The sequence below is a fragment of the Hydrogenophaga sp. genome, assembly GCF_050182545.1.
Taxonomy (GTDB): domain Bacteria; phylum Pseudomonadota; class Gammaproteobacteria; order Burkholderiales; family Burkholderiaceae_C; genus Hydrogenophaga.
The window spans coordinates 70695-95733 of the sequence record NZ_JBFXCD010000009.1 but is presented as its reverse complement, the minus strand read 5'-3'; the positions used below and the strand labels follow the sequence as shown (position 1 = coordinate 95733).

At 68.9% G+C, this 25039-nt stretch carries 24 protein-coding genes; 12 read left to right on the top strand and 12 right to left on the bottom strand.

Annotated elements, in window-relative coordinates; all coding sequences use genetic code 11:
* Positions 1–118 precede the first annotated feature (118 nt).
* Positions 119–1132, bottom strand: coding sequence for an MlaD family protein (locus tag AB7P10_RS11630; RefSeq protein WP_428294016.1), 1014 nt, complete (start codon positions 1130–1132; stop codon positions 119–121).
* A 5-nt stretch (positions 1133–1137) separates the two neighbouring features.
* Positions 1138–1944, bottom strand: coding sequence for an MlaE family ABC transporter permease (locus tag AB7P10_RS11625; protein ID WP_428294015.1), 807 nt, complete (start codon positions 1942–1944; stop codon positions 1138–1140).
* A gap of 123 nt (positions 1945–2067) precedes the next feature.
* Here AB7P10_RS11625 and AB7P10_RS11620 point away from each other — a divergent pair, with 123 nt between their 5' ends.
* On the top strand, positions 2068–3630 hold the full coding sequence (locus AB7P10_RS11620; protein ID WP_428294014.1) for an acyl-CoA synthetase: 1563 nt from the start codon (positions 2068–2070) through the stop codon (positions 3628–3630).
* Positions 3631–3632: 2 nt separating this feature from the next.
* Here AB7P10_RS11620 and AB7P10_RS11615 read toward each other — a convergent pair whose 3' ends face one another.
* Positions 3633–4442: a siderophore-interacting protein gene (locus tag AB7P10_RS11615; protein ID WP_428294013.1), complete on the bottom strand. Its 810-nt coding sequence runs from the start codon at positions 4440–4442 to the stop codon at positions 3633–3635.
* Between the two features lie 74 nt (positions 4443–4516).
* Between AB7P10_RS11615 and AB7P10_RS11610 the strand changes: the two genes are divergently transcribed.
* Positions 4517–4954: a MarR family winged helix-turn-helix transcriptional regulator gene (locus tag AB7P10_RS11610; RefSeq protein WP_428294012.1), complete on the top strand. Its 438-nt coding sequence runs from the start codon at positions 4517–4519 to the stop codon at positions 4952–4954.
* A gap of 4 nt (positions 4955–4958) precedes the next feature.
* Here the strand turns inward: AB7P10_RS11610 and queG are convergent, their stop codons facing one another.
* On the bottom strand, positions 4959–6047 hold the full coding sequence (queG, locus tag AB7P10_RS11605) for a tRNA epoxyqueuosine(34) reductase QueG (protein ID WP_428294011.1): 1089 nt from the start codon (positions 6045–6047) through the stop codon (positions 4959–4961).
* Between queG and tsaE the strand changes: the two genes are divergently transcribed.
* On the top strand, positions 6030–6623 hold the full coding sequence (gene tsaE, locus AB7P10_RS11600) for a tRNA (adenosine(37)-N6)-threonylcarbamoyltransferase complex ATPase subunit type 1 TsaE (protein ID WP_428294097.1): 594 nt from the start codon (positions 6030–6032) through the stop codon (positions 6621–6623). The genes queG and tsaE overlap by 18 nt on opposite strands.
* Positions 6620–8056 (top strand): N-acetylmuramoyl-L-alanine amidase, encoded by a 1437-nt coding sequence (locus AB7P10_RS11595; RefSeq protein WP_428294010.1) that lies wholly within the window; start codon positions 6620–6622, stop codon positions 8054–8056. Before tsaE ends, AB7P10_RS11595 begins: the two co-directional genes overlap by 4 nt.
* Positions 8057–8107: 51 nt before the next feature.
* On the opposite strand, the gene AB7P10_RS11590 is transcribed toward AB7P10_RS11595, so the two are convergent.
* Genes AB7P10_RS11590 through AB7P10_RS11580 form a run of 3 tightly spaced genes read right to left on the bottom strand, consistent with a single transcriptional unit; the run spans position 8108 to position 11593 of the window.
* Entirely contained in the window at positions 8108–9082 is a 975-nt protein-coding gene (locus AB7P10_RS11590; protein WP_428294009.1) for a Bug family tripartite tricarboxylate transporter substrate binding protein, read from the bottom strand.
* A gap of 28 nt (positions 9083–9110) precedes the next feature.
* Positions 9111–10373 (bottom strand): DUF1254 domain-containing protein, encoded by a 1263-nt coding sequence (locus AB7P10_RS11585; RefSeq protein WP_428294008.1) that lies wholly within the window; start codon positions 10371–10373, stop codon positions 9111–9113.
* Positions 10374–10390: 17 nt separating this feature from the next.
* Positions 10391–11593 carry a CaiB/BaiF CoA transferase family protein gene (locus AB7P10_RS11580; protein ID WP_428294007.1) on the bottom strand — a complete coding sequence of 401 codons (1203 nt, stop codon included), beginning with the start codon at positions 11591–11593 and terminating at the stop codon, positions 10391–10393.
* Positions 11594–11708: 115 nt separating this feature from the next.
* Between AB7P10_RS11580 and AB7P10_RS11575 the strand changes: the two genes are divergently transcribed.
* Positions 11709–12659, top strand: a complete 951-nt coding sequence (locus AB7P10_RS11575; protein WP_428294006.1) for a LysR family transcriptional regulator — start codon at positions 11709–11711, stop codon at positions 12657–12659.
* 32 nt (positions 12660–12691) lie between these two features.
* Here the strand turns inward: AB7P10_RS11575 and AB7P10_RS11570 are convergent, their stop codons facing one another.
* The 4 genes from AB7P10_RS11570 to AB7P10_RS11555 are packed head-to-tail and all read right to left on the bottom strand — an operon-like array spanning position 12692 to position 15858.
* Positions 12692–13015, bottom strand: coding sequence for a non-heme iron oxygenase ferredoxin subunit (locus AB7P10_RS11570; protein ID WP_428294005.1), 324 nt, complete (start codon positions 13013–13015; stop codon positions 12692–12694).
* Positions 13016–13021: 6 nt separating this feature from the next.
* Positions 13022–13504, bottom strand: a complete 483-nt coding sequence (locus AB7P10_RS11565; RefSeq protein ID WP_428294004.1) for an aromatic-ring-hydroxylating dioxygenase subunit beta — start codon at positions 13502–13504, stop codon at positions 13022–13024.
* 2 nt (positions 13505–13506) lie between these two features.
* The gene (locus AB7P10_RS11560) at positions 13507–14862 is read right to left on the bottom strand and encodes an aromatic ring-hydroxylating dioxygenase subunit alpha (protein ID WP_428294003.1); all 1356 of its coding nucleotides are present in this window, start codon (positions 14860–14862) and stop codon (positions 13507–13509) included.
* 9 nt (positions 14863–14871) lie between these two features.
* Complete coding sequence (locus AB7P10_RS11555) at positions 14872–15858, bottom strand: 2Fe-2S iron-sulfur cluster-binding protein (protein ID WP_428294002.1); 987 nt, start codon at positions 15856–15858, stop codon at positions 14872–14874.
* 123 nt (positions 15859–15981) lie between these two features.
* On the opposite strand from AB7P10_RS11555, the gene AB7P10_RS11550 reads away from it, so the two are divergent.
* Positions 15982–16902, top strand: a complete 921-nt coding sequence (locus tag AB7P10_RS11550; RefSeq protein ID WP_428294001.1) for a LysR family transcriptional regulator — start codon at positions 15982–15984, stop codon at positions 16900–16902.
* A gap of 16 nt (positions 16903–16918) precedes the next feature.
* On the opposite strand, the gene AB7P10_RS11545 is transcribed toward AB7P10_RS11550, so the two are convergent.
* Positions 16919–17572: a DedA family protein gene (locus AB7P10_RS11545; protein WP_428294000.1), complete on the bottom strand. Its 654-nt coding sequence runs from the start codon at positions 17570–17572 to the stop codon at positions 16919–16921.
* Between the two features lie 36 nt (positions 17573–17608).
* On the opposite strand from AB7P10_RS11545, the gene mutL reads away from it, so the two are divergent.
* The 6 genes from mutL (at position 17609) to AB7P10_RS11515 (ending at position 25037) form a co-directional block, all read left to right on the top strand.
* A complete protein-coding gene (gene mutL, locus AB7P10_RS11540; protein ID WP_428293999.1) occupies positions 17609–19534 on the top strand; it encodes a DNA mismatch repair endonuclease MutL in 1926 nt (641 codons plus the stop codon).
* Positions 19535–19697: 163 nt separating this feature from the next.
* A complete protein-coding gene (gdhA, locus tag AB7P10_RS11535) occupies positions 19698–21041 on the top strand; it encodes an NADP-specific glutamate dehydrogenase (RefSeq protein WP_428293998.1) in 1344 nt (447 codons plus the stop codon).
* Positions 21042–21145: 104 nt separating this feature from the next.
* Complete coding sequence (locus tag AB7P10_RS11530) at positions 21146–22039, top strand: alpha/beta hydrolase (protein WP_428293997.1); 894 nt, start codon at positions 21146–21148, stop codon at positions 22037–22039.
* Between the two features lie 59 nt (positions 22040–22098).
* On the top strand, positions 22099–23349 hold the full coding sequence (locus AB7P10_RS11525) for a multidrug effflux MFS transporter (RefSeq protein WP_428293996.1): 1251 nt from the start codon (positions 22099–22101) through the stop codon (positions 23347–23349).
* A gap of 7 nt (positions 23350–23356) precedes the next feature.
* Entirely contained in the window at positions 23357–24325 is a 969-nt protein-coding gene (miaA, locus tag AB7P10_RS11520; protein WP_428293995.1) for a tRNA (adenosine(37)-N6)-dimethylallyltransferase MiaA, read from the top strand.
* Positions 24326–24386: 61 nt separating this feature from the next.
* The gene (locus AB7P10_RS11515; RefSeq protein ID WP_428293994.1) at positions 24387–25037 is read left to right on the top strand and encodes an ABC transporter ATP-binding protein; all 651 of its coding nucleotides are present in this window, start codon (positions 24387–24389) and stop codon (positions 25035–25037) included.
* Positions 25038–25039: the final 2 nt, after the last annotated feature.

The window sequence follows — 25039 nt, the reverse complement described above, 5'->3', positions numbered from 1 at the left end:
AGCGCCACAGCCCCCAACCAGAAACACCGCGCAACCGGCTCGGCCGGGGCGCAGGGTGTTGCCCCCTTGAGGGGGGATGCGGCTACACGCAGTGAGCAAGCGACGGGGGTGGGCTTCTTCACGGCAGCTTGATCTCCGTGTCGCGGGCGAACGGCCACTTGCGGTTGATGTCGTTGATCAGCGACTCCACCTTGCGCAGGCTGGACTCGACCTCGCCGCGCAACGTGCCCAGGTCACCAGTGGCGTCGCGCGTGTTGGCGGCGACACCCTCGACCTGCACCAGCACCGCGTCGACCTTCTGCAGGCTGGTGCGCGCCTGCCCCAGCAAGGCGGTGAGCTGCTGTACGGTGGCGCGCGCATCGCCCGTCAGGCTGCCCTCGCCCGGCGCGGCGCCCTGGCCGAACACCTGGCGGTCGGCGTTGGCGGCCAGGCTGTCCAGCCGCCTGGCCAGCGCGTCGGCGCGCAGCAGCAGCGCGTTGGTGCGCTCGATGGTCACCACCAGCTTCTTCGCGTCCTCGTCGTTGCCCATCAACAAGCCCATCGCACCCTGCGGGCCTGTGAGGCGGTCGGTCGCCACACCGACGCCGTTGAGCGCGCCGGCGAGCGCGCCGTCGCTTTTCGTGAGCGCGGCAAGGTTCTCCAGCACCTCGCGCATGCTCGCGGCGAGCTTGGGGATCTCGGCCGCGGTGTCGCCGCGCAGCACCGTGCGTTCCGCGCCATCGGGCAGCGGCGGATCGTCCAGCACACCGCTGTAGGCGCGGATGCGCGTGCCCCCCACCAGGCCGCGCTCCATGGTGAAGATGCTGGAGGTGCGCAGCCATTTCGCGTCCGACTCGGGCACGTCGATCAGGATGCGCACGTTGCCGTCGTCGGCCAGTTCGATGCGCGCGACACGCCCGATGGCAAAGCCGGCGAAGGTCATGTCCATGCCGACGACCACTCCCTCGGAATCGTCCGAGATCAGGACCAGCCGCTGCGTGGGCTCCAGCACGCCACGCGCGTACAGGATGTAGGCGGCCGAGCCGAGCAGCAACACCACCATGAGCACCAGCAAGAGCGCGGCCTTGAGCTCCAGGTTCTTCACCGGTGGCGCGTCGGCGGGGTTGGGCGAAGGCGGCGGCGTCGGGTTCATGGTCTTCAATAGTAGTTGCCCACCAGCGACACCACTTCAATCAGCAGCACCACCGAGAACAGTCGCGCGAACTCGCTCATGTCGCTGCGGCGGGCGTAGTGCCCCTGGGCATCGGGCTCGGCGCTGGCGGCCAGCGGCACCACCGCCACGGCCAGGCTGAAGAACAGGGTCTTGAGCGAAAAGATGAGCGAGACGGCGGGCGTGAACACGCCGCCGACGGCATGCGTGTAACCCGGCAGGCCCCAGGGCGAGAAGCCGTAGACCGTGAGGTAGGTCAGCACCAGCGCCACCAGCGAACTCAGCCCGGCGAGCAGGAGCACCGAAAACACGCAGCCCAGCGCGCGCGGCAGCAACTCGTTCACCAGCAGCAGTTGCCGCTCGGACAGGCGGCCTTCGCGCTGCCGCAGCGCCAGTTGCTTGCGCACAACCTGGGCGCCAGGCATGGCATAGCGCACCGCCACAAACAGTGCCGCGTAGAGCGGGATGAGTTCAAGCACCAGCGTGCGCACCAGCACCTCCAGCGCGTACTGCGACAGGCCATAGCTGGTGGCTGTGGCCACGACGATGCGGATCAGCACCAGGCTGACCAGCGCCGAGAGCGTGAGGAACCAGGGGAGCAGGGGCGCGGTGGCGCGGTACAGGTTCTCGAGCACGGCGCGCCGGTGCGGGCCCGCGCTGTAGCTGCCCGGCGAGAGCGCCAGCACCAGGATCTGCGCGCCCACCAGCAGCGTGTTCCACCAGGCGTCCCAGCTCGCGCGCGCCGCACGGCCCCAGCGGTGCAGGGTGGATTGCGCGGAGGTCACCGGATTCATGAACCGATGATAGCCGTCGGTCCGCGCCCGGGCATCGGTGCGGGAGCCTGCAAATGTGACAGCATGCGAAGCCGGCGCCGGCCAGAATGCGGCGCGAACGACCCCAGAAACAGGAGACATTGCATGCCCTCTTCCATCCACCCGGTGGTGCGCCGCCAGACCATCGCCGACGCCCTGCGCCGCACCGCCCTGCGCCTGCCGACCAAGACCGCCATCGTCTGCGGCGACACGCAATGGACCTACGCCGAGTTCGATGCGCTGGTGAGCCGACTGGCCGCGGGCCTGGCCGGCATCGGTGTGGCGCAGGGTGACAAGGTGGCTGTGCTGGCACGCAACTCACACGGCTTTGCCGCGCTGCGCTTTGCCCTGGCGCGCCGGGGCGCGGTGATGGTGCCGATCAACTTCATGCTCAAGGCCGACGAGGTGGCCTACATCCTGCGCCACGCCGGCGCCAGGACGCTGGCCACCGACAGCGGCCTGGCCGATCTGGCGCGCGCGGCGGCGGCACTGGACACGCAGGTGGCCCAGTACGTCTGGCTGCCCTCGGAAGATCCCTCCGGGCCCGTGGCCGGCATGCACAGCTTCGACACGCTGGCCGCCTGCGCGGACCCGCTGCCCGACGTGACCCTGGGCAGCTTCGACCTCGCGCAGATCGTCTACACCAGCGGCACCGAGTCCATGCCCAAGGGCGCGATGCTCACCCACGACGCGGTGCTGTGGCAATACGTGAGCTGCGTGATCAACGCCGAGATCGCCGAAGACGATCGTGCGCTGCACGCGCTGCCGCTCTACCACTGCGCGCAGCTCGACGTGTTCTTCGGCCCGGCCATCTACATCGGCAGCAACAACGTGATCACCAGCAAGCCGGTGCCCGACAACCTGCTCGCGCTGATCGAGCGCCACGGCATCACCAGCTTCTTCGCACCGCCCACGGTGTGGATCGCGCTGCTGCGCTCGCCGCTGTTCGACGCGGCGAAGCTGGCCAGCCTGGCCAAGGGCTACTACGGCGCCTCCATCATGCCGGTGGAGGTGCTGAAGGAACTGGCTTCGCGCCTGCCCGCGGTGCGGCTGTGGAACCTGTATGGCCAGACCGAGATCGCGCCCCTGGCGACCATGCTCGGCCCCGACGACCAGCTGCGCAAACCCGGTTCCTGCGGCAAGGCCGTGCTCAACGTGGAGACACGCGTGGTGAACGACGCCATGCAGGACGTGGCCGTGGGCGAGGTCGGCGAGATCGTCCACCGTTCGCCCCACCTGATGCTGGGCTACTTCAACGACCCCGAGCGCACGAAGGCCGCATTCGAGGGGGACTGGTTCCACAGCGGCGACCTCGCGGTGATCGACGATGAGGGCTACATCACCGTGGTCGACCGCAAGAAGGACATGATCAAGACCGGTGGCGAGAACGTGGCCAGCCGCGAGGTGGAGGAAATGATCTACCGCCTGCCGGCGGTGAGCGAAGTGGCCGTGATCGGCCTGCCCGATCCGAAGTGGGTGGAAGCCGTCACCGCCGTGATCGTCGTCAAGGCAGGCCAGACGCTGACCGAGGCCGAGGTGGTCGCGCACTGCAACCAGCACATGGCCGCGTTCAAGAGCCCGAAACGTGTGGTGTTCACCGACAGCCTGCCCAAGAACCCCAGCGGCAAGCTGCTCAAGCGCGACCTGCGCCAGCGCTTCGCAGGCTGAACTCAGCCACCCAGGGTTTCGTGGTGGCCGACGCTGCCGCGCTTCCAGTAGGCGGAGGCGCGCACGCGGCTCTTGTGCAGGCCGTGTGCGCCCACCAGTACCTCACGCACCGCCGCGATGCTGGCGGCTTCGCCGCCCGCCCAGGCAAATCCCTCGCCCACAGGCAGCTTCAGTGCCGCCACCGCGCGCGCCAGCGCATCGGTCGGGCCGGTGTCGACCCAGTGCGTCTGAACGCGTGCGCGGGAGGTGAAGGCGCGCCGGTCGCCGGCATCGGCGGTCTCGATCACGGTGATGGCCTGCGCGGTCTCGGGCAGTTCCTCGAGCCGCCGCGCGATGGCGGGCAAGGCGGACTCGTCGCCCACCAGCAGGTGCCAGTCAAAGCCCGTGGGCACCACGAAGGAACCACGCGGCCCGCCCAGGCCGACCTCGTCGCCGGGCTTCGCCGCTTCGGCCCAGCGCGAGGCCACACCGTCCCCATGCAGCACGAACTCGATGTCGAGCGTGCCGGCGGCGCGGTCGAACTGGCGTGGCGTGTAGTCGCGCATCACCGGCTTCTCGGCGCCGGGCGGCAGGGACAGCCCGTCCGGCCCGGGTTGGGGCAGCACCAGAGGCACGCCGGGCCGGGCCGGCAGCATGAGCTTGGCGTGGTCGTCGAACGAGGCGCTGACGAAATCGCGCAGCGCGTCGCCCGCGAAACGGATGCGCAGGAAGTGCGGGCTGACGGTGTCGATGCGCTGCACCTGCAGGCGCCGCACGCGGATCTCGTGGCGCACGCGCTCCACTGCAAGGGATGGTGAAAAGTCTGGATTCATGGATTCATCTGGTTGATAATAACAACCATCATGCCCGATATGGATGACACTGTCAACCACATGACCCGCCCACGATGACGAAACCAACCACCAACGAGGTGCTGGACCGCCTGCACCACCTCATGCATGGCCTGCGCCGCCACCTTCGGGACGCGATGCGAAACGACGGCGAGGGCCTGGGGCCGATGGAGGCGCGATGCCTGGCCTTCTTTGCGCGCCGCGACGGTGCCACGCAGCGCGACCTGGTGCAGCACACGGGGCGCGACAAGGCGCAGATTGCGCGGGTCGTCAGGCTGCTGCACGAGCGCGGCTTGCTTCACAGCCGGCCCGACCCCGATGACGGCCGCAGCCAGCGCGTGAGTGCCACCGCCGAGGGCCTGGCGCTGCAGCGCAGGATGCAGCAGCACCTGGCGCGTTTCGAGAAGGCGATGACCGCGGGCCTGGACGAGCGCGAGCGCACGACCCTGCTGGCCCTGCTCGACCGGCTTCGGGACAATGTCGGCGAGGTCTGACGGATCAGCGCGCCGCGGTGGCCTGCGCCATCGCCCAGGCCACGTGCTCGCGCACGAGTTCGCTCGGGTGGTTGGAGCGGCCTTGCAACGCGCGCAGCATGTCGTCGTCGTGCCCGGCGCGCAGCGCGTTGCCCAGCGCCACCGCGATGTTGCGCAGCCAGCGCTCGTGCCCGATGCGGCGGATCGGGCTGCCTTCGGTGCGGCGCAGGAACTCGTCCTCGGTCCACGCCAACAGCGCGACCAGCGCCGCACCGCTCATGCCCGTGCGTTCGTCGAAGTCGGGCAGCGGGCTGCGCTGCGCGAACTTGTTCCAGGGGCAGACCAGCTGGCAGTCGTCGCAGCCGTAGATGCGGTTGCCCATCAGGGGGCGCAGGTCTTCGGGTATCGCCCCCGCATGCTCGATCGTGAGGTAGCTGATGCAGCGGCGCGCGTCGAGCCGGTGTGGCGCGGTGATGGCCTGCGTGGGGCAGACGTCGATGCAGGCGCGGCAGGCACCGCAGTGCTCGCTGATGGGTGCGGTCGTGGGCAGCGCCAGATCCAGGTAGATCTCGCCCAGAAAGAACATCGAACCGGCCTCGCGATTAAGCAGCAGCGTGTGCTTGCCGCGCCAGCCCTGCCCGCTGCGCTGCGCCAGCTCGGCCTCGAGCACCGGCGCGGAGTCGGTGAACACGCGGTGGCCCAGCGGCCCCACAGCGCCCTGGATGCGCTCGGCCAGCGTCTGAAGGCGATTGCGCAGGACCTTGTGGTAATCCCGGCCGCGCGCGTACATGGACACCACGGCCTCGCCGGGATGCCCCAGGCGTTGCAACTCCAGCGCCTGCCAGCCTTCGGGCGCGGCGCGCGGCAGGTAGTCCATGCGCGCGGTGACCACACTCAGCGTGCCCGGCACCAGCTCGGCGGGGCGCGCCCGTTTCATGCCGTGCGCGGCCATGTAGGCCATGTCACCGTGACATCCAGCCGACAACCAGGCCTTCAATCCCGGTTCTGCGGCCTTCAAATCCACACCCGCGACGCCAATTTGGGAAAATGCAAGCTCCTGGCCCCAAGCCTGTATCTGCGAGACGAGTTGAGCGGCATCAAAAGCGAACTTCATGTAAAGCCCATTGTAGGAACCGGGCCGGTTCCTGCGGGCCCCGCGTCCCCTGCCGCCACTTGGCACGGCCGCTGGACCACCGAAGAAGACACGCAGGCCTTTGCCCGCCAGCTCGCCACCTCCCCCGCCATCGCCCACGCCACCCTCACGCTGCGGGGCGATCTGGGCGCGGGCAAGACCACCCTGGTGCGCCACCTGCTGCACGCGCTCGGCGTGCGAGGGCGCATCAAGAGCCCCACCTATGCCGTGGTGGAACCGCACAGCGCGATCGACTGCGCGGTGATGCCCGCGGGCGAACCGCTGCACATCTGGCACTTCGACTTCTACCGCTTCAACGACCCGCGCGAATGGGAGGACGCGGGCTTTCGCGAACTTTTCGCCAGCCCCGGCCTCAAGCTGGTGGAATGGCCGGAACGCGCCGGCGACTTTCTCCCCGTGGTCGATCTGCGGATCGACATCGAACCCGACGAGATGCCCCCTCACACCCACATCGATCTGGATCAGGACACCCACCGCCGCGTCAGCGCCACCGCGCTGACGCCCACCGGCCACCTGTTGCTGGAGGCGCTGGCATGAGCGAGGGATTCGCAGGCCCGCTGAGCCGCCGCCGCCTGCTGCGCGCGGGCTCTCTGGTGCTGTTGCTGGGCACGCAGCAGATCGCGCGCGGCGCCAGCGTGGTGGCGGTGCGCATCTGGCCGGCCGAGGACTACACGCGCGTGACCATCGAGTCCGACGGCGCGCTGCAGGCGCGCCAGTTCTTCATCAATGAGCCGCCCAGGCTGGCGGTGGACATCGAGGGCATGGACCTGTTGCCCGGCCTGCGCGAGCTGGTGGGCCACCTCAAGTCCGACGACCCCAACATCGCCGGCATTCGCGTGGGACAGAACGCGCCTAATGTGGTGCGCCTGGTGCTCGACCTCAAGAAGCCGATCAAGCCGCAGGTATTCAGCCTGCAGCCGGTGGCGGCCTACCAGCACCGTCTGGTGTTCGACCTCTACCCACTGAACCCGCCGGACCCGCTGGAGCAACTGATCTCGCAGCGCATGAAAGACCTGGACGCGGCCAGCGAGCGCGCCGCGCGCCTGCTGGGCCTGGAAGCCGACAAGGTCACCCGCGCGGCCGAGCCTGCCGACGACCCGCTCGGGGACCTGATCGCTCGGCAAGGCAAACCACCCACCACCAGCCCTGAACCGGCCACGTCTCCGGATGGCGAGACCAGCGTGGCCGAGGCCAGGCCGAGGAAGGGCATCGCCGCCAAGCAGCCGCCGCCAGGCAAGGGCAAGACCGAGCGCCTGATCATCGTCGCGCTCGACCCCGGCCACGGGGGCGAGGACCCGGGCGCCATCGGCCCGCGCGGCACGCATGAGAAGAAGGTGGTTCTGCAGATCGCGCAGAAGCTGCGCGACCGCATCAACGAGACGCGCGTGAACGGCAACCCCATGCGCGCCTACATGACGCGCGACAAGGACTTCTTCGTGCCGCTGCAGGTGCGCGTGCAGAAGGCGCAGCGCGTGCAGGCCGACCTGTTCATCAGCCTGCACGCCGATGCCTTCATGTCACCGCGCCCGCAAGGTGCGAGCGTGTATGCGCTGAGCACGCGCGGCGCCACCAGCACCGCGGCGCGCTGGATGGCCAACAAGGAAAATGCCGCCGACCTCGTGGGCGGGCTCAACGCCAAGGCAGCCGACGCCACCGTGCGCCGTGCCCTGCTCGACATGAGCACCACCGCGCAGATCAACGACAGCCTCAAGCTCGGCACGGCCATGCTCGGCCACGTCAAGAAGATCGGCAAGCTGCACAAGCCGCGCGTGGAGCAGGCCAACTTCGCCGTGCTGCGCGCGCCCGACATCCCCAGCGTGCTGGTGGAGACCGCCTTCATCAGCAACCCCGATGAAGAGAAGCGCTTGAACGACCCGAAGTACCAGGACGATCTGGCCGACGCGCTGCTGCGCGGCATCGTGGCCTACTTCTCGAAGAACCCGCCGCTGGCGCGCAGCCGCCAGATCTGAGCTGAGAGCCGGCCACGGCGCGAGGTCGCGCAGCCGGGCTCTCTCACCCGATCATTCCGGCTTGATGTTCGCGGCCTGGATCACCTGCGTCCACTTGCGGATTTCGCTGTCGATGAAGGTCGCGAACTCCGCCGACGTGCCACCGCGCACCTGCAGGCCGACCGCCTCGACCTTCTTGCGCATCTCCGGGTCGGCCAGCACCGCATTGGTGTCGGCGTTGAGCTTCTGCACAATGGCCGCGGGTGTGCCGGCGGGCACCATCAGGCCGTACCAGCCATAGCCGACCACCGTTGGCAGACCCGACTCGCGAAGGCTCGGCGCCTGCGGGTACAGGGGCGTGCGCTCCTCGTTGGCCACGCCCAGCACGCGCAGCTTGCCCGCCTGGATGTGCGGCAACGCGGTCGAGATCGCCGTCAGCGTGGCATCGATCCGGCCCGCGAGCAGCTCGGTATAGGCCGGTGCGTCGCCGCGGAACTGGACCACGATGCCTTTGGTGCCGGCCGCGCGCATCAGCAGCTCGGCCGTGAGGTGGGGCGCCGAGCCGGCCCCCGGCGACCCGAAGGTCAGGCCCTTGTCGCTGGCTTTGCCGTAGGCAATGAATTCGGCCACGGTCTTGTAGGGCGCATCGGCGTTGACGATGAGGAAAAGCGGCGCGATGGCCGTGCTCAGCACGGGTATGAAATCCGTCTTCACGTCGTAGGGGAGCTTGGGGTAGAGGGCCGCGCCAATGGCGATGGGCGCGGCCGCATGCAGCACGGTATGGCCGTCGGGCGCGGCACGCGCCACGTATTCGTTGGCGATGCGCGTGCCCGCGCCGGCCTTGTTCTCGATCACCAGGCTCTGCCCGATGCGGGGCGCCAGGGCCTCGCCGAGCAGGCGCGTGAGGATGTCGTTGGACCCGCCCGCGCCATAGGGCGCGATGAGGTGGACCGCCCGCGCCGGCCAGGCCTGCGCAAAGGCGCTGGTGTGCGCGAGACCGAGGGTGGCGAGGCTGGCGCCGAGCAGGTGGCGTCGTTGGATGGGCATGGTGTGTCTCCTTGTAGGTGAGTCGGAATCAATCGAGTCGTTGCAGCGGGGGAAAGGTGTACTGGAACCGCAGGTGCTCGGCCTGCGGCTGGTAGAGGCGCAGCACCACGTAGAACGGATCGCCGGCCGGTGCCGGCAGCCAGTTGTGGCCCGCGCCCGGGTCCGTGGCCTGGATGCGGATCGCCAGTCCACCGTCCGCTTCGTGCCGCAGGCCGGGCGTGCGGTCGCCGATCGAGTAGCGGTGGATGGGGTTGGCGACAAACAGGCAGTCGCTTCGGCGGTACATCGTCAGCGACCAGAACGCACCCACCTTCGGACCCTCGCCGGGCGCGAAGCGCAGCTCATAGGCGTGCGCGCCGTCCAGCGCGAGCCCCTCGCCGTCCACCTCGGCGCTGGGGTACATCGCTTCCTCGATGCCGAGCGCGCCGATGAAGTTGCGCGCAACGCGCGCGCGGGTGAGCAAGTCCGCGCCCCAGTGCGTCTTCACCTCCAGCGGCAGGGACCATCCACCGCCGAGCGGGCGCGGCTGATTCTGCTGCTCGCGCAGTTCGGCGTACACCTGTGGCAGCAGCGCCTGAACCGCATCCGCATCCAGTGGCCATTCGAGCGACTCGCCCGCGGGTGGAGGGTTGCCGACCAGCGCGTGGTTCACCGTGTCGATGTAGGTCGACGCCGACGGCGCGGCCACCGAACGCCCGTCAATGCGCGTGTCCACGCGCATCGCGGCATCGCTGCCGTCCAGGCGCGTCATGCGCAGCTGCGCCTGCAGCGCGCGCACGGCATCGATGTCCCCTGGCGAGTCGTCCACCAGGACACGGCCGATGAGCCAGACGTCGTCGCCCGGCGCGGCGATGACCTGGGACACGTCCGCCGGCACCACGCCCTGCCAGCGCGGGCCATGCACCAGCGTGCGCTGGCGGCGGTTGCCGGTGGTGCGGCGGCCGACGTAGGCGAATGGGTTGGTCCAGGCATCGAGCAGGCCCAGCGTCCAGTAGCGATCGCCCATGTCGGGCGTGTCGATCAGCACCGGCCCCTGCGAGAGGTCCAGCCAGGCGTTGCTGTAGACCGTGTCGTTGTTCGGGCTCACGACCTCGCGGTCGTCCGGTCCGAGCTTGCGGTGCGTGTGCGTGAACTGGTTGACCCAGCGCTGCGGCGAGTCACGTTCCTCGCTGGCGAACCCCAGCACGGGGTGGCGGCGCGCGGTGGTGGCCGCGCGCATGCGCATCATCTCGAACAGCGGCAGGGTCTGGATCAGGGCGTGGCGCACACGGTCTTCTGTCTGTGGGGTCATCGTCTTGTTCGTGTTCATCAGGCCACCACGCCAGTCCGGCGCAATGCGGCGATATCGTTGGCGCCGTAGCCGGCTTCGGCCAGCAGCGTGTCGGTGTCGGCCCCGCAGGCGGGCGCGGCATGGGGCGCCGGTTGCGGCGCATCGTCGATGCGGTAGGGCAGGCCCAGTGCGCGGTAACGCAGGCCGTCGGCGCCGGCCGCCTCGACGATCAGGCCACTGGCCTCCAGGCCCGGGCTGCGCAGCACCTGGCTGTAGTTGCGCACCGCGCCGGCGACGATCTGGTTGCCCGCGAGCAGCGCCACGCACTCCTCGCTGCTGCGATCCGACAGGCATTCGCGCAACATGGCACGCAGCGCAGCCCGGTGGGCCACACGCCGCTCGTTGCTGCAGAACCGCGGGTCGCGGGCCAGTTCTTCGCGCCCGACCACCCGGCAAAAGCGCAGCCAGTGTTCGTCCGCGTAGGCCGAGAGCACGATGTGGCCGTCGCGCGTGGGCACCACCTCGGCGGCCGGCGCGTTGTGCGGCTGGCCGTCGCCGATGCGGGTGGGCTCGGGCCCTCCCCCCAGGAAATCGGCCCAGGTCGCCGCCTGCAGGTGCATGGCCACGTCGAGCAGTGAGGTTTCGATGGTCGCGCCCACGCCGGTCTTCTCGCGTCCGTACAGGGCCGCCAGCACCGCCTGGGCGCCCAGGTGGGCGGCTGCGGCGTCCACGATGGGCACGCCCACCTTCTGCGGCGGCCGGTCGGGTTCACCGGTCACGGACATCAGGCCGCTCTCGGCCTGCGCCGCGATGTCGTAGCCCGGCCGATCGCGCGAAGGCCCGCGGCTGCCGAAGCCCGAGATCGAGAGATAGACGACACGCGGGAACCGTTCACGCACGCTGGCCGGACCGAGGCCGAGCTTGTCGACCACGCCCGGGCGCAGATTCTGGATCACGACATCGGCCCGCGAGATCAGCCGCAGCGCGGCCTCCCGGCCGGCGTCGCTCTTGAGATCAAGCGCGATGGAGCGTTTGCCGCGGTTGTAGGCCCGCACCATGGATTCGCCATAGCGGCCGATGTGGCGCGCCTGGTCGCCCGCCAGCGGCTCGATCTTGATCACGCTGGCACCCAGCTCGGCCAGTGTCATCGCGGCGCCCGGGCCAGCGATGTACTGGCCCAGGTCCACGACGCGAACGCCTGCGAGCGGCGCGGCCGGGGGAACGGATGCGGAATCGTTCATGGTGCGTCTTGTCTCCTGTATGGGTCGCACGATAGGCGATACCTGGATTCCTGAAAATTGAATAATGCTGATGGCGTGATCCGATCTGGTGATCACCCTCTCTGGGGAAATCCACATGAACAAGGGCTTCGACCACCTCGTGCGCCGACTGCGCCTGCGCCACCTGGAACTGCTGGTGGTGCTCGCGGAAGCAGGCACCATGCGCGCCGCCGCCAGCCGCCTGCATCTGAGCCAGCCGGCCATCAGCAAGATGCTGGCCGAGACCGAGGACTCGCTGGGTGCACGCCTGTTCGATCGCAGCCCCCAGGGCGTGACGGCCACCGCGGCCGGCGCGGCAGCGGTGCATCGCGCGCGGGTCGTGATGGGCGAGCTCGCGCATGCACGCGACGAGGTCGAGGCCATACGCAGCGGCGCGAGCGCGGTGCTGCGGGTGGGCGCGTTTTCGGTCACGGCCGCGGTGCCCGCCGCCGTGGTGCAGCTGCGTCAGCGCATGCCCGAAGCCGCTGTGCACATCCACGAGGGGCGCGTCAGCGAACTGATCCAGCGCCTGCTGGAGGGCGACCTCGACTGCGTGTTCGGCGCACTCACCACCGAGATGCTCACCAGCGACCAGCTGCGCCTGCTCCAGTCCGAGGTCCTGATGCAAGACAGGCTGTGCGTGCTCGCCGCCGCGTCCAACCCGCTGGTGCGGCGCCGTCGCTTGCGCTGGACCGACCTGCGTGACGCGGACTGGGTGGCGCCGCCACGCCAGACACTGGTGCGCCAGGCCTTCATGACCGCCTTTCTCAACGAAGGCGTGGACCCGCCCGCCCCGGTGATCGAGGCGATTTCATCGGTCACCATTGGCGCGGTGCTGCGCCTGGACCCCTCGCTGCTGTGCGCGGTGCGCTTCGAGCATGCGCGCGACGAGGTGGCGCGTGGAGGCGTTCGGCGGCTGGCGGTGGCGCCCGAAGTGGCATTGCCGCCGCTGGGCTTGTTCACGCGGCGCAGCGACGTGCAGACGCCCCCGGTCATGCAGGCTTTCGCGCGCGCGATCCGCAAGACCGGCGCGCTCGCCGCGCGCTGACGCCGACGGAGGCACGCAGGGCAGACGCCTTGTCAGTCCCGCAACTGCAGCAGCACCCGCCCGCCTTCGATGCGCACGGGATGGCAGCGGATGGCCTCGGTCACCGGTGCGCAGGTGGGGCTGCCATCGCGGATGTCGAACCGGCCCTGGTGCAGCGGGCATTCAATTTCATGCCCCTCCAGAAAACCGTCGCACAGCCGCGCCTGACCATGGGTACAGACGTTGTCGGTGGCGTAAACGGTTCCATCGACCCTGTAGAGAGCGATGTCGAGTCCGCCGATGTCCAGGCCGATCACGTCGTCGTCGGGTACGTCGGCTTCAGCGGTGGCGTCCAGCCATTCGGGATGTTTGCTCATGGGGTTTCAGATCGGATAGATGATGGAGTTGGGGATCATTTCGCTGTCGTACACACACAGGCGCGAGGCGAACTTCAGGCCGTCGGGCGTGCGCACGATCACGTCGATGTAGCGGCCGACGTTGAACACCGTCGATTCCTTCGACAGCTTGGTGCGGAACACCGCGTAGTTGGCCTCGACCTCGAAACGGTCGGCCTCGGCCTTGTGCACCAGCGGCGCGCCCACCACGTGGCGCTGGTAGTAGGGGTCGTGGAACAGGGTTTCCTGGATGCCGTAGGCGCGGTCCTTGAGCATGCCCTTGCTCTCGAACGACAACGTGGCCAGCGGAAAGCCGCGCTCGTGGTTCTCGCGCGGGATCAGCTTGTAGACGCAGTCGTCGATGAAGAACTCGGGCCAGAGGTTCCAGTCGCCGGAATCGACCGCCTGCGCATAGTCGGCGTACAGCCGCGTGATCGCCAGGTGGTCTTCAAAGCTCATGCGAACGCTCATGTTCAGGCCTCCATCACGTCGCGCCAGTAGGCGTACATGCCGCGGATCAGGGTCTCGGTGACCATGTGGTCGGTGTCGCCCACCTCCCGGCCACCGAGTTCGGCCAGCGCGCGGTGGTAGGGCTTCTGCTCGAAGCCCTGTTGCGAAAACTCGATCACCTCCCCGTCGTCGGCCGAGACGAAGCCCGCCGGGCCGAACAGGTTGGCCTGGCGCAGGCGGCGCTGGGTCATCTCCGGTGTGTCGTCCTCGAAGCCGAAATGCGTCCAGACGAAATCGAAGGCGCCGTGGCCGTCGGGCTGGATGTGGCGCGTGGAGACGCTGTTGACCTGCTGCTGCAGGATGACGCTGGGGAAGATCGTCATCATCACCGCGGTCGGAATGGGTGCCCCCACGCTCGCCGCTTCGCGTGCTTCGCTGCCCCCCGAGGGGGCTTCCGACGCCTTGGGGCGGCCCGGCGGCGTCGGGCCGCCCCACCACGGCTCGGGCACGATGTCCAGGAAGCGTGGGTCGTGCAGCTGCATGCTTTCCTTGAAGCTGGAGACCTGCGTGACCTGTTCCGCCTTGCCCGACTGGCCGCGCGTGGAGATCATGGCGGCGTGGCGGTGCCGCGCGTCCATCTTCAGCTCGCTCTTGTTGTCCGCGCGCCAGAGGCCGAAGGTGACGAACCAGGTGTGCAGCAGACCCGGATGGTACGGGTCCTTGATGTTCTCCTGCATCAGCTTCCAGTTGCCCGGAATGCGCTGGCGGTTGTAGCCGAGAATGGTGAGCTTGCGGCCGTTGAACAGGCGGTCGAAGTAGCCCAGGATGGTCGGGCCGAGGAAGTCTTCCAGCGACTCGACGCCATGGTCGAAGCTGGCGAACACCACACCGCCGCGCGTGGCCACCTTGAGTTTGTTGAGGCCGTGGTCGGTGGTCTTGAAGTCCGCCGGCATGCCGCCGTTGACCTTGCCGTCCTGCTTCACACCGCGGCGGAACGGCACGCCCTGCAGGTCACCCTTGAGGGTGTAGCTCCACTGGTGGTAGGGGCAGACGAATTCCTTCCTGTTGCCATGGCGCTCGCGGCAGAACTGCATGCCCCGGTGGGCGCACACGTTTTCCACCACGCTGATGGCGCCGTCGGTGTCGCGCACCATGATCACCGAGCGCTCGCCCACCACGGTGCGCTTGAAGTCACCCGGGTTCGGGACCTCGGCCTCCAGGCCGATGTAGTTCCAGTGCTTCGTGTAGAAGAAGCGCTCCAGTTCCTTCCTGTGCAGCTCCGCATCGGTGTAGGCCATGAAGGGGATGCGGCTCGTGCCGCCGGATTCCCAGCGGATGCGCTCGGGAAAGGTGCCTGCGTGTTCGGACGGGGTGCTCATCGTGGTCTCCTAGTGGCTGCTGGCGTAGAACGCGTCGGCGTGGATCTGGTCGGGCAACACGCCCATCTGGCGGATGAGCAGCGAGGTCGCCTCCACCATGGGCGGCGCGCCGCAGAGGTAGGCGCGAAAACCCGGCAGGGCGGGCCAGTCCTGCCCGATCGCTTCGGTGACGAGGCCGGCGCGGCAACCCGGCGCGCGCCCGGACGCCACCACGACGTGCACCTGCAGCCTCGGGTAGCGCTGCTGCAGATCGGCCAGCCAGTCCCGGCCATAGATGTCGCGCTCCGAACGCACGCCAACGTACAGGTGGATCGGGTTGTGCATGCCCTCGGCGATCACGCCCCGGATGATGGACAGGATGGGCGCAAGCCCCGTGCCCCCGGCCACGCAGAGCATGGGCCCGGTGTGCTTGCGGCGCAGGTAGGCCGAGCCCAGCGGGCCGCTCACGCGCACCGCGTCGCCCGGCCTGAGTTCGCGCCCGATGTAGCCGGTGACGCGACCGTCGGGCACGCGCCGCACATGGAACTCGAGCTCGTCGTCGGTGCACAGGCCCGCCATTGAATAGGGGCGGACGTGGTCGGGTGTGAACTGAAGCTGCACGTATTGCCCGGGCGAGAACGCGATCGGCTTGGCCGGCTTGAGCCGCAGGCGCGTGATGTCGTGCGTGGGGGCATCCATGGCCAGCACGGTGGCTTTGATGGTGCGCGCGGGGTGCACCACCACTTCGTCCGGTTCGGGAATCTCGATGGTGCAGGGTTCGGTCAGGAAGGTCTGGCAGGCCAGCACGCTGTCGGCGGCTTCGTTGGCCTGCGGCGGCCGCTGTTCGCGGCCCGACGCCAGCACATGGCCCGAAACCACCTTGCAGCGGCAGGTGCCGCAACGCCCGGCCATGCAGCTGTAGGACACCGGGACATTGTTCGCCCGCAGCGCATCCAGCAGGTTCACGCCCGGCTCCACGCTCAGCGTGCGCTGCAAGGGGCGTACATGGATGTCCATCGGGCTTGTCTCTGGTTTTCGTGGGAACTGGCGGCATGATCCCCATCCGACAAAAATCAGTCAATGCAATGAGATCAATTCAAAATATCATCCAAATCAATATCTGATTGCACGGGAACAGCCATGGAACTTGAAGACATCGACCTCAACCTGCTGGTGGTGTTCAACCAGTTGCTGACCGAGCGCAAGGTGTCCCGGGTGGCCGAGAACCTGGGCCTGGGCCAACCCGCGGTGAGCAATGCGCTGGCCCGCCTGCGCAAGCTGTTCGGCGACGAGCTCTTCCTGCGCACCGCCCAGGGCATGCAGCCCACGCCCTTCGCCGAGCAACTGGCCGAGTCCATCGGCTACGCGCTGGGCATGATTCACAGCGCGGTGAACGCGCGCAGCTCGTTCGATCCCGCCAGCAGCCAGCGCAGCTTCTGCATCGGCATGACCGACATCGGGGAGATCTACTTCCTGCCGCAGCTCATGCAGCGCATCCAGGAGCTGGCACCGGGTGTGGGCATCAGCACGGTGCGCAACACCGCCACGCAACTGCGCGACGCCATGGAGGCCGGGCAGGTCGATCTCGCCATCGGCCTGCTGCCGCAACTCAAGGCCGGCTTCTTCCAGCGGCGCCTGTTCGAGCAGCGCTACGTCTGTCTGTTCCGCCAGGGCCACCGGCTGGACCAGAAGCGCATGAAGGTCGCCGACTTCTTCGCCGCTGACCACCTGGCCGTGGTCTCGGCGGGCACCGGCCATGGCCAGGTCGACGAGATCCTGGACAGGCACTCACCGCAGCGGCGCGTGAAGCTGAAGGTGCCGCACTTCGTGGCCATCGGGCACATCCTGCAGTCCACCGACCTGATCGCCACCGTGCCCGAGCGCCTGGCCGAGCGCATGGTGGCTCCCTTCGGGCTGAAGCAGCTGCCGCATCCGGTGGACCTGCCACGCATTGCCATCAACCTGTTCTGGCACGCGAAGTACCACAAGGACCCGGCCAACCAGTGGCTGCGCGACCTGGTGTTCGAGCTGCACGCCGACCGCGCGCCCACGCGGCCTTGACGCCGCTGCCCCGTCCTCAAGCCGGGTTGCGCCTGGCCTCGCGGCTGGCCTTCCAGCCGCCATAGATCGCGATCAGGCCGGGAATGATGATCATGGCCCAGATGATCTTGCTCAGGTTCTGCTGCACCCAGGGCAGGTTGCCGAACCAGTAGCCCGCGGCCGTCAGGCCCACCACCCAGATCAGCGCACCGATCACGTTGTAGGCCGTGAACTTGGTGCGCGTCATCTCCGCCACACCAGCCACGAAGGGCGCGAAGGTCCGGATGAAGGGCATGAAGCGCGCCAGGATGATGGTGATGCCGCCATACCGCTCGTAGAACGCGTGCGCCTGGTTGAAGGCATTCTTGTTGAACAGGCGCGAGTTCTCCCACTGGAACACCTTGGGGCCGAAATAGCGGCCGATGGAATAGTTCGTCTGGTCCCCCAGGATGGCCGCGGCCACCAGCAGCGCCATGGCCAGCGGCAGGCTCATCAGGCCCGCGCCGCACAGCGTGCCGACCACGAACAGCAGCGAATCCCCCGGCAGGAAGGGCATGACCACCACACCGGTCTCGGTGAAGATGATCAGGAACAACAGGGCATAGACCCAGGCGCCGTAGTTCTGCACGAAGGTCTGCAGGTGCTGGTCCACATGCAGGATGAAGTCGATGAGGAAGGTAACGATTTCCATAGGAGGGGCATTATCCCTGCCACCTACAATTTGTCTGTGACATCCCTGCCCCCCCGCCCCGCCACCGCCCGCCGCCCCATCCGCGAACTGCCCGACGAGCTGGTCAGCCAGATCGCGGCGGGTGAAGTGGTCGAGCGCCCGGCCTCGGTGGTGCGCGAGCTGGTGGACAACGCGCTGGACGCCGGCGCCACCCAGATCACGGTGCGCCTGCAGGCCGGTGGCGTGAGGCTCATCAGCGTGGAAGACAACGGCTGCGGCATCGTGCGCAGCGAATTGCCGAACGCGCTCAAGCGCCACGCCACCAGCAAGATCGCCAGCCTGGCCGACCTGGAATCGGTCGGCACCATGGGGTTTCGCGGCGAGGCGCTGGCCGCGATCTGCTCGATCGCCGAGGTCTCGTTGCTCACGCGCGTGGACACCGCCGAGGAAGCGCACGGCTGGCTGCTCGATGGGCGCAGCGGTGAGCTGCAGCCCACGGCGCGCGCGCCGGGCACCACGGTGGAGGTGCGCGAGCTGTTCTTCGCCACGCCGGCGCGGCGCAAGTTCCTCAAGACCGACGCGACCGAACTCGGCCACTGCATCGAAGCGGTGCGCCGGCACGCGCTGGCGCGACCCGACGTGGGCTTTGCGATCTGGCACGACGGCAAGCTGGTCGCGCAGTGGCGCGCCGCGCAAGGGGACGCCATGGACGCGCTGCGCCAGCGCCTGGCCGACGTGCTGGGCGAGGACTTTGTGCAGCAGGCCGTGGCGCTGGACTGGCCGGTGGACACGCCCGACGACGGCGACGGGCAGGCGCAGCGCCTGCGCGTGTGGGGCTTTGCGGGCGTGCCCGACGCCGCGCGTTCGCGCGCCGACTGGCAGTTCGCCTACGTCAATGGCCGCTACGTGCGCGACAAGGTCATCACCCACGCCACGCGCAGCGCTTACGAGGACGTGCTGCACGGCCAGCGCCAGCCGGTCTACGCCCTCTTTGTCTCGCTCGACCCGGCGCGGGTGGACGTGAACGTGCACCCGACCAAGATCGAGGTGCGCTTTCGCGACAGCCGCGAAGTGCACCAGGCCGTTCGCCGTGCGGTGGAGGCCGCGCTGGCCGTGCCGCGTGCGGGTCATGCCGCGCACGAGCAGCCCGCGTCCGACACCGCCACGGGCGCCGCCCCGGCGTGGACACCCCCGGCGCGGCAGGCGCCCTTTTCGTTTGTGCCGCGTGAGCCCGAAGTGGGGCACCGGGTGAGTGACGTAGGGACTTTGTGGGCTTATGGATCTGCTCGGGTCTTGACGGACGCCGCCCCAACGGGGCTGGATGTTGCGCCCGGGGTAGCAGCCGTTCGGGCAGAAACAACCGCAGCCCTCGACCCATCGGAGCCCCTGCCCGAAGGCGAGTGGCCGCTGGGCCGCGCCATCGCGCAATTGCAGGGCGTGTACATCCTGGCCGAGAACGCCCATGGCCTGGTCGTGGTGGACATGCACGCCGCGCACGAGCGCATCGTCTACGAGCGGCTCAAGCAGCAACTCGACGACCAGCAGGTCAGCAGCCAGCCGCTGCTGATTCCCGCCACGTTTGCCGCCACGCCCGACGAAGTCGCCACCGCCGAAGTCTGTGCCGGCGCTCTGGCCTCGCTCGGCCTGGAGATCACCGCCCTGTCACCCAGAACCCTGGCGGTGCGCGCCGTGCCCACCACGCTGGCGCAAGGCGACCCGGTGGAGCTGGCGCGCGGCGTGCTCGCCGAACTGGGCCAGCACGAAGCCAGCACCGTGGTGCAGCGTGCGCGCAACGAACTCCTGGCCACCATGGCCTGCCACGGCGCGGTGCGCGCCAACCGGCGCCTCACGCTGGACGAGATGAACGCGCTGCTGCGCCAGATGGAAGTGACCGAGCGCTCCGACCAGTGCAACCATGGCCGTCCGACCTGGCGCCAGATGGGCATGAAGGAACTGGACGCGCTGTTTCTGCGCGGGCGCTGAGACGCACCAAAAAAGGAAACGTCCGCAAGCCCGGGCACAGAACAGGCACCGTTCTGGATCAATTTCAGAAAGGCCGCTGTGAGAATGCTCTACATCGGGGCGTTTTGGGTCGCGAAATGCGATCTGCACATAATCTCATGCACTTTTTTGAAGCATGAGAGACATGAAATACACATCGACCCACCAATTCCTGGAACACGTCGCGCAACAGAACCCGGGCCAGTCCGAATTCCACCAGGCCGTCACCGAGGTGATGGAAAGCCTCTGGCCCTTCATCGCCGCCCACCCGAAGTACGCCGAACACGGCCTGCTGGACCGCCTCGTCGAGCCCGAGCGGGTGGTCATGTTCCGCATCGCCTGGGTCAACGACCACGGTGACGTGCAGGTGAACCGCGGCTACCGCATCCAGCACAGTTCGGCCATCGGTCCCTACAAGGGCGGCATGCGCTTCCACCCCTCGGTGAACCTGTCCATCCTGAAGTTCCTCGCGTTCGAACAGACCTTCAAGAACGCGCTCACCACCCTGCCCATGGGCGGCGGCAAGGGCGGTTCCGATTTCGACCCCAAGGGCAAGAGCCCCGGCGAGGTGATGCGCTTTTGCCAGGCCCTGGTGAGCGAGCTGTTCCGCCATGTCGGCAGCGACACCGACGTGCCCGCCGGCGACATCGGCGTGGGTGGGCGCGAGGTCGGCTTCATGGCCGGCATGATGAAAAAGCTCAGCAACCGCGCCGACTGCATCTTCACCGGCAAGGGCCTGTCGTTCGGCGGCTCGCTGGTCCGGCCCGAGGCCACCGGCTACGGCACGGTGTACTTCGCCGAGGAAATGCTCAAGCAGCAGGGCAAGAGCTTCCAGGGCCTGCGCGTGAGCGTCTCGGGCTCGGGCAATGTGGCGCAGTACGCGGTGGAAAAGGCCATGGCACTGGGCGCCAAGGTGGTCACGGTGTCCGACTCCAGCGGCACGGTGATCGACGAGGACGGTTTCAGCCCGGCCAAGCTGGCCGAGCTGATGGAGGTGAAGAACCACCTGTACGGCCGTGTGAGCGACTATGCCCGGCGCACCGGGACACGCTTCGAGGCCGGCCTGAAGCCCTGGGCCGTGCCGGTGGACGTGGCCCTGCCCTGCGCCACGCAGAACGAGCTGGATGCCGATGACGCCGCCACGCTGATCCAGAACGGCGTGGTCTGCGTGGCCGAGGGTGCCAACATGCCCACCACGATGGACGCCGTGCAGCGCTTCGAGGAAGCCGGCGTGTTGTACGCGCCCGGCAAGGCCAGCAACGCCGGTGGCGTGGCCACCTCCGGCCTGGAGATGAGCCAGAACGCAATGCGCCTGTCGTGGCCGCGCGACGAGGTCGACGCGCGCCTGCACACCATCATGGTCGGCATCCACGAGGCCTGCGTGCGCCATGGCCGCCGCGCCGACGGCTCGGTGAGCTATGTGGACGGCGCGAACATCGCCGGCTTCGTGAAAGTGGCCGACGCGATGCTGGCGCAAGGGGTGATCTGAGGCGCAGCCGCGAGGGCTTGACCTGGCGCCAGCGGTGGCATGGAACCTGCACCATCGGGAAAAGGACCTGAACTTTTCCCCTTCCGGGTGCATCCATCACCGCCATGAAGCGTCTCATCGCCACCTTGCTGGCCGCCCTGGCACTGCTGGCCGGATGCGCCACGCTGGACGAAAAGCAGCGCGCCTGGATCTTCCAGCCCTCGGACCGCAGCTGGGCGGGGGGCGCCTATGCGGCCCAGAGCATGGACGAGGTGTGGATTCACTACACCGAGCCCACCTCCGGCCAGCCGGTGAAGCTGCACGGACTGTGGGCCGCACACGAGGATTTCGCGCGCCGCGCGGACGCCCCCGTGTTGCTGTACCTGCACGGCGCGCGCTACAACGTCGTCGGCTCGGCGTTTCGCGCCCGGCGCATGCAGGACCTCGGCTTCTCGGTGCTCACCGTCGACTACCGCGGCTTCGGCAAGAGCACCAACGAGCTGCCCTCGGAAACCACCGCCTACGAAGACGCGCGCGCCGCCTGGGACTGGCTGGGCGCGAAGTACCCCGACCGGCCGCGCTACATCTTCGGCCACTCGCTGGGCGGCGCCATCGCCATCGAACTCGCGGCGCGGGTGCAGGACGAGGCCGGCACGGTGGTCGAAAGCACGTTTACCTCCATTGCCGACGTGGTCAGCACCTTCAAGTGGGGCTGGCTGCCGGTCTCGCTGCTGATCACGCAGCGCTTCGAGGCGGTCAAGCGCGTGCCCGACATCGGCTCGCCGCTGCTGGTGGTGCACGGTGGTGAAGACCGCCTGATCCGGCCCGCGCTGGGGCGCCGGCTGTATGAAGCCGCCACCGGCCGCAAGGCCTTCGTGCTGGTCGAGGGTGGCTCGCACCACAACACGAACTCGGTGGGTCAGGCGCAGTACCGCGTGGCGCTGGCCGAGCTGTTCGGTCTGCGCGACGAACCGGCCGCGGTGGACGTGGTGAACGCGGCGGACGCGGTCGCGCGGTAGGCGGTTTTCCCGACCCCGCGGGCATGGCGTCGAGGGGGTGTTCTGCTACCCTCGACCGGATGTCTTCCCCCCTGCCTTCTTCCGCCATGTCGCCGGGCCTGATCGTGCTCGTGCTGTCCCTGCTGCTGGGCATGCAGCCCATCGCCACCGACCTGTACCTCCCCGCCCTGCCCGCGCTCACCGCGGGCTTTGGCGCGCCCATGGCGCAGGCGCAGCTCACGCTCACCGCGCTGCTGCTGGCCTTCGGTCTGTCGCAACTGGTGTGGGGCCCGCTGTCGGACCGCTTCGGCCGCCGGCCCATCCTGCTCGTGGGCATGACGGGCTTCGTGGTGGCGTCGGTGGGTGCCGTGTTCGCGCCGTCGATGGAGCAGCTCATCGTCTGGCGCACGCTGCAGGGCGTGGCCATGGGCGCGGGTGTGATGTGCGCGCGCGCCATCGTGCGCGACCTGTACGCGCCGACCGAGGGCGCGCGCGTCATGTCCAAGGGCCTCACCGGCCTGGGCGTGATCGCCTGTGCGGCGTCCCCCACCGGTGGCCTGCTCGCCGACCTGTTCGGCTGGCGCGTCTCGCTGCTGTCGCTGGCGGTGTTCGGTGTGATCGCGCTCACCGTGGTGGCCTGGCGCTTCAAGGAAACCCTGCCCCAGAAGAACCCGCGCGCACTGCAGCCGCGCACGATGCTGTCCACCTGGGTGCAGATCATGCGCCACCCGACCTTCTGGGCGTTCGCGCTGTTGTCCACCGCGTCCTACGGCGGCCTGTTCACCTTCCTGGCGGCCTCGTCCTTCGTGTTCATCCGTGTGCTGGGCGTCTCCACCACGGGCTACGGCCTGCTGATGTTCAGCATGTCGCTCACCTACATCTTCGGCACCTTCCTCTGCCGCCATCTGCTGCCGCGCGTGGGCCTGCGGCGCACCGTGGCCATTGCCGGCGCCATGACCCTGACCGCCGGCACATCCATGGGCGTGCTGGGCCTGCTGGGTGTGCACAACACCTGGGCCATCATGCTGCCGTTCTGGCTGTTCACGCTGGCCCATGGCGTGCACCAGCCCTGCGGCCAGAGCGGCGCGGTCGGTCCGTTCCCGCAGGCGGCCGGCGCGGCCTCGGCGCTCAGCGGCTTCCTCTCCATGGCTGCGGCCTTTGGCATGGGCGGCTGGCTCGGCGTGAGCCTGGCCGGCGCGGACAGCGTGCTGCCGCTCACCAACGGCCTGTGGTTCTGGAGCGTGCTGATCGCCACCGTCGCGTGGACGCTGGTGCAGCGCTACGGCGAAACCCATGCCGCGCCGCAGCGCGTGGCCGCGGCCGCGCACTGAGGCGCGCATGAGCTCCGCGCCGCGCTGCCTCGCCCTGGCCGGCCCCACGGCCAGTGGCAAGAGCGCGGCCTCGCTGGCCATCGCTCAGCGCTGGCCGGTGGAGATCGTCAGCGTCGATTCGGCCCTGGTCTACCGTGGCATGGACATCGGCAGCGCCAAGCCCACGGCCGCCGAACGCGCGCGGGTGCCGCACCACCTGATCGACATCCTCGACCCACTGCAGAGCTACAGCGCGGCCGATTTCGTGCGCGACGCCACCCGACTGGTGGACGAGATCGCCGCGCGCGGGCGCACCGCGCTGCTGGTGGGCGGCACGATGCTGTACTTCAAGGCGCTGGTCGTGGGCCTGGATGACATGCCGCAGGCCGATGCCACGGTGCGCGAAGTCATCGATGCCCGTGCGCGCGCCCTGGGCTGGCCCGCGCTGCATGCCGAGCTCGCGCGCGTGGACCCTGTCACCGCCGCGCGCCTGCCACCCCACGATTCGCAACGCATCCAGCGCGCGCTCGAGGTTTTCGAGGTCTCGGGCCAGCCCATCTCCAGCTTCCAGTCAGGGCGCACGCACAACCCGGCCAGCCCGCTGGCGCCTGAGAACCTGATCTCGCTCGAACCACACGACCGCGCCTGGCTGCACGCGCGCATTGCGCAGCGCTTCGACGACATGCTGGAGGCGGGTTTTCTGGACGAGATGCGCACGCTGCGCGCGCGCGGCGACCTCTCCACCGACCTGCCCTCGATGCGCTGCGTGGGCTACCGCCAGGCCTGGGACCTGATGGCCGAACACGGCGACACACTCACGCCCGAACAGCTCGACGAACTGCGCGCGCTGGGCACCGCCGCCACCCGACAGCTCGGCAAGCGCCAGCTCACCTGGCTGCGTTCCATGCCGCAGCGCCGCGTGATACCCTGCGACGCGCCCGACGCGCTCGCGCAGGTGTTGCGCGCCGTTGAGGCACGGTTGGGGACGCGCCCATGAGCGCTGCGCCGGGCCGTTCCCAGGCAAGCTCGCACCGCGGCCCGCAGGGCGAAGGTAGTCCATGACTCTCGTCGTCGACCGCCTGGGCAAGCGCTACGGCGACACGCCGGTGTTCAGTGGCGTGAGTCTGGCCGTCGAGCCCGGCGAGTTCGTCGCCATCGTCGGCGAGTCGGGCGTGGGCAAGTCCAGCCTGCTCAATTGCCTGGCGGGGCTCGACGACTGGAGCGAAGGCACGGTCACGCACGACGGCGTGGACCTCGGACGGCTCGACGACACGCAGCGTGCGCACTGGCGGCGCGAGCACCTGGGTTTTGTGTTCCAGGCCTTTCACGTGCTGCCCCATCTGGACGTGGCACAGAACGTGGGCCTGCCCCTGTTGCTGCTGGGCCGGCCCGACGCCGCGCGTGTGCAACAGATGCTCGACGCCGTGGGCCTGGGCGACCTCGGCGCGCGCCTGCCCGCCGAACTCTCGGGCGGGCAGTTGCAGCGGGTGGCGATCGCGCGCGCGCTGGTGCACCGCCCCGGCCTGCTCCTGGCCGACGAGCCCACCGGCAACCTCGACCCCACCACCGCCGCGCAGGTGCTGGACGTGCTGCGGCGCCAAGCGGCGGGCAGCGGCGCGGCGCTGGTGCTGGTCACGCACTCGCCAACGGCTGCCTCGCGCGCGCAGCGCGTGCTGCGGCTCACAGCCAGCGGCCTGCAGCAGGCGTAGCG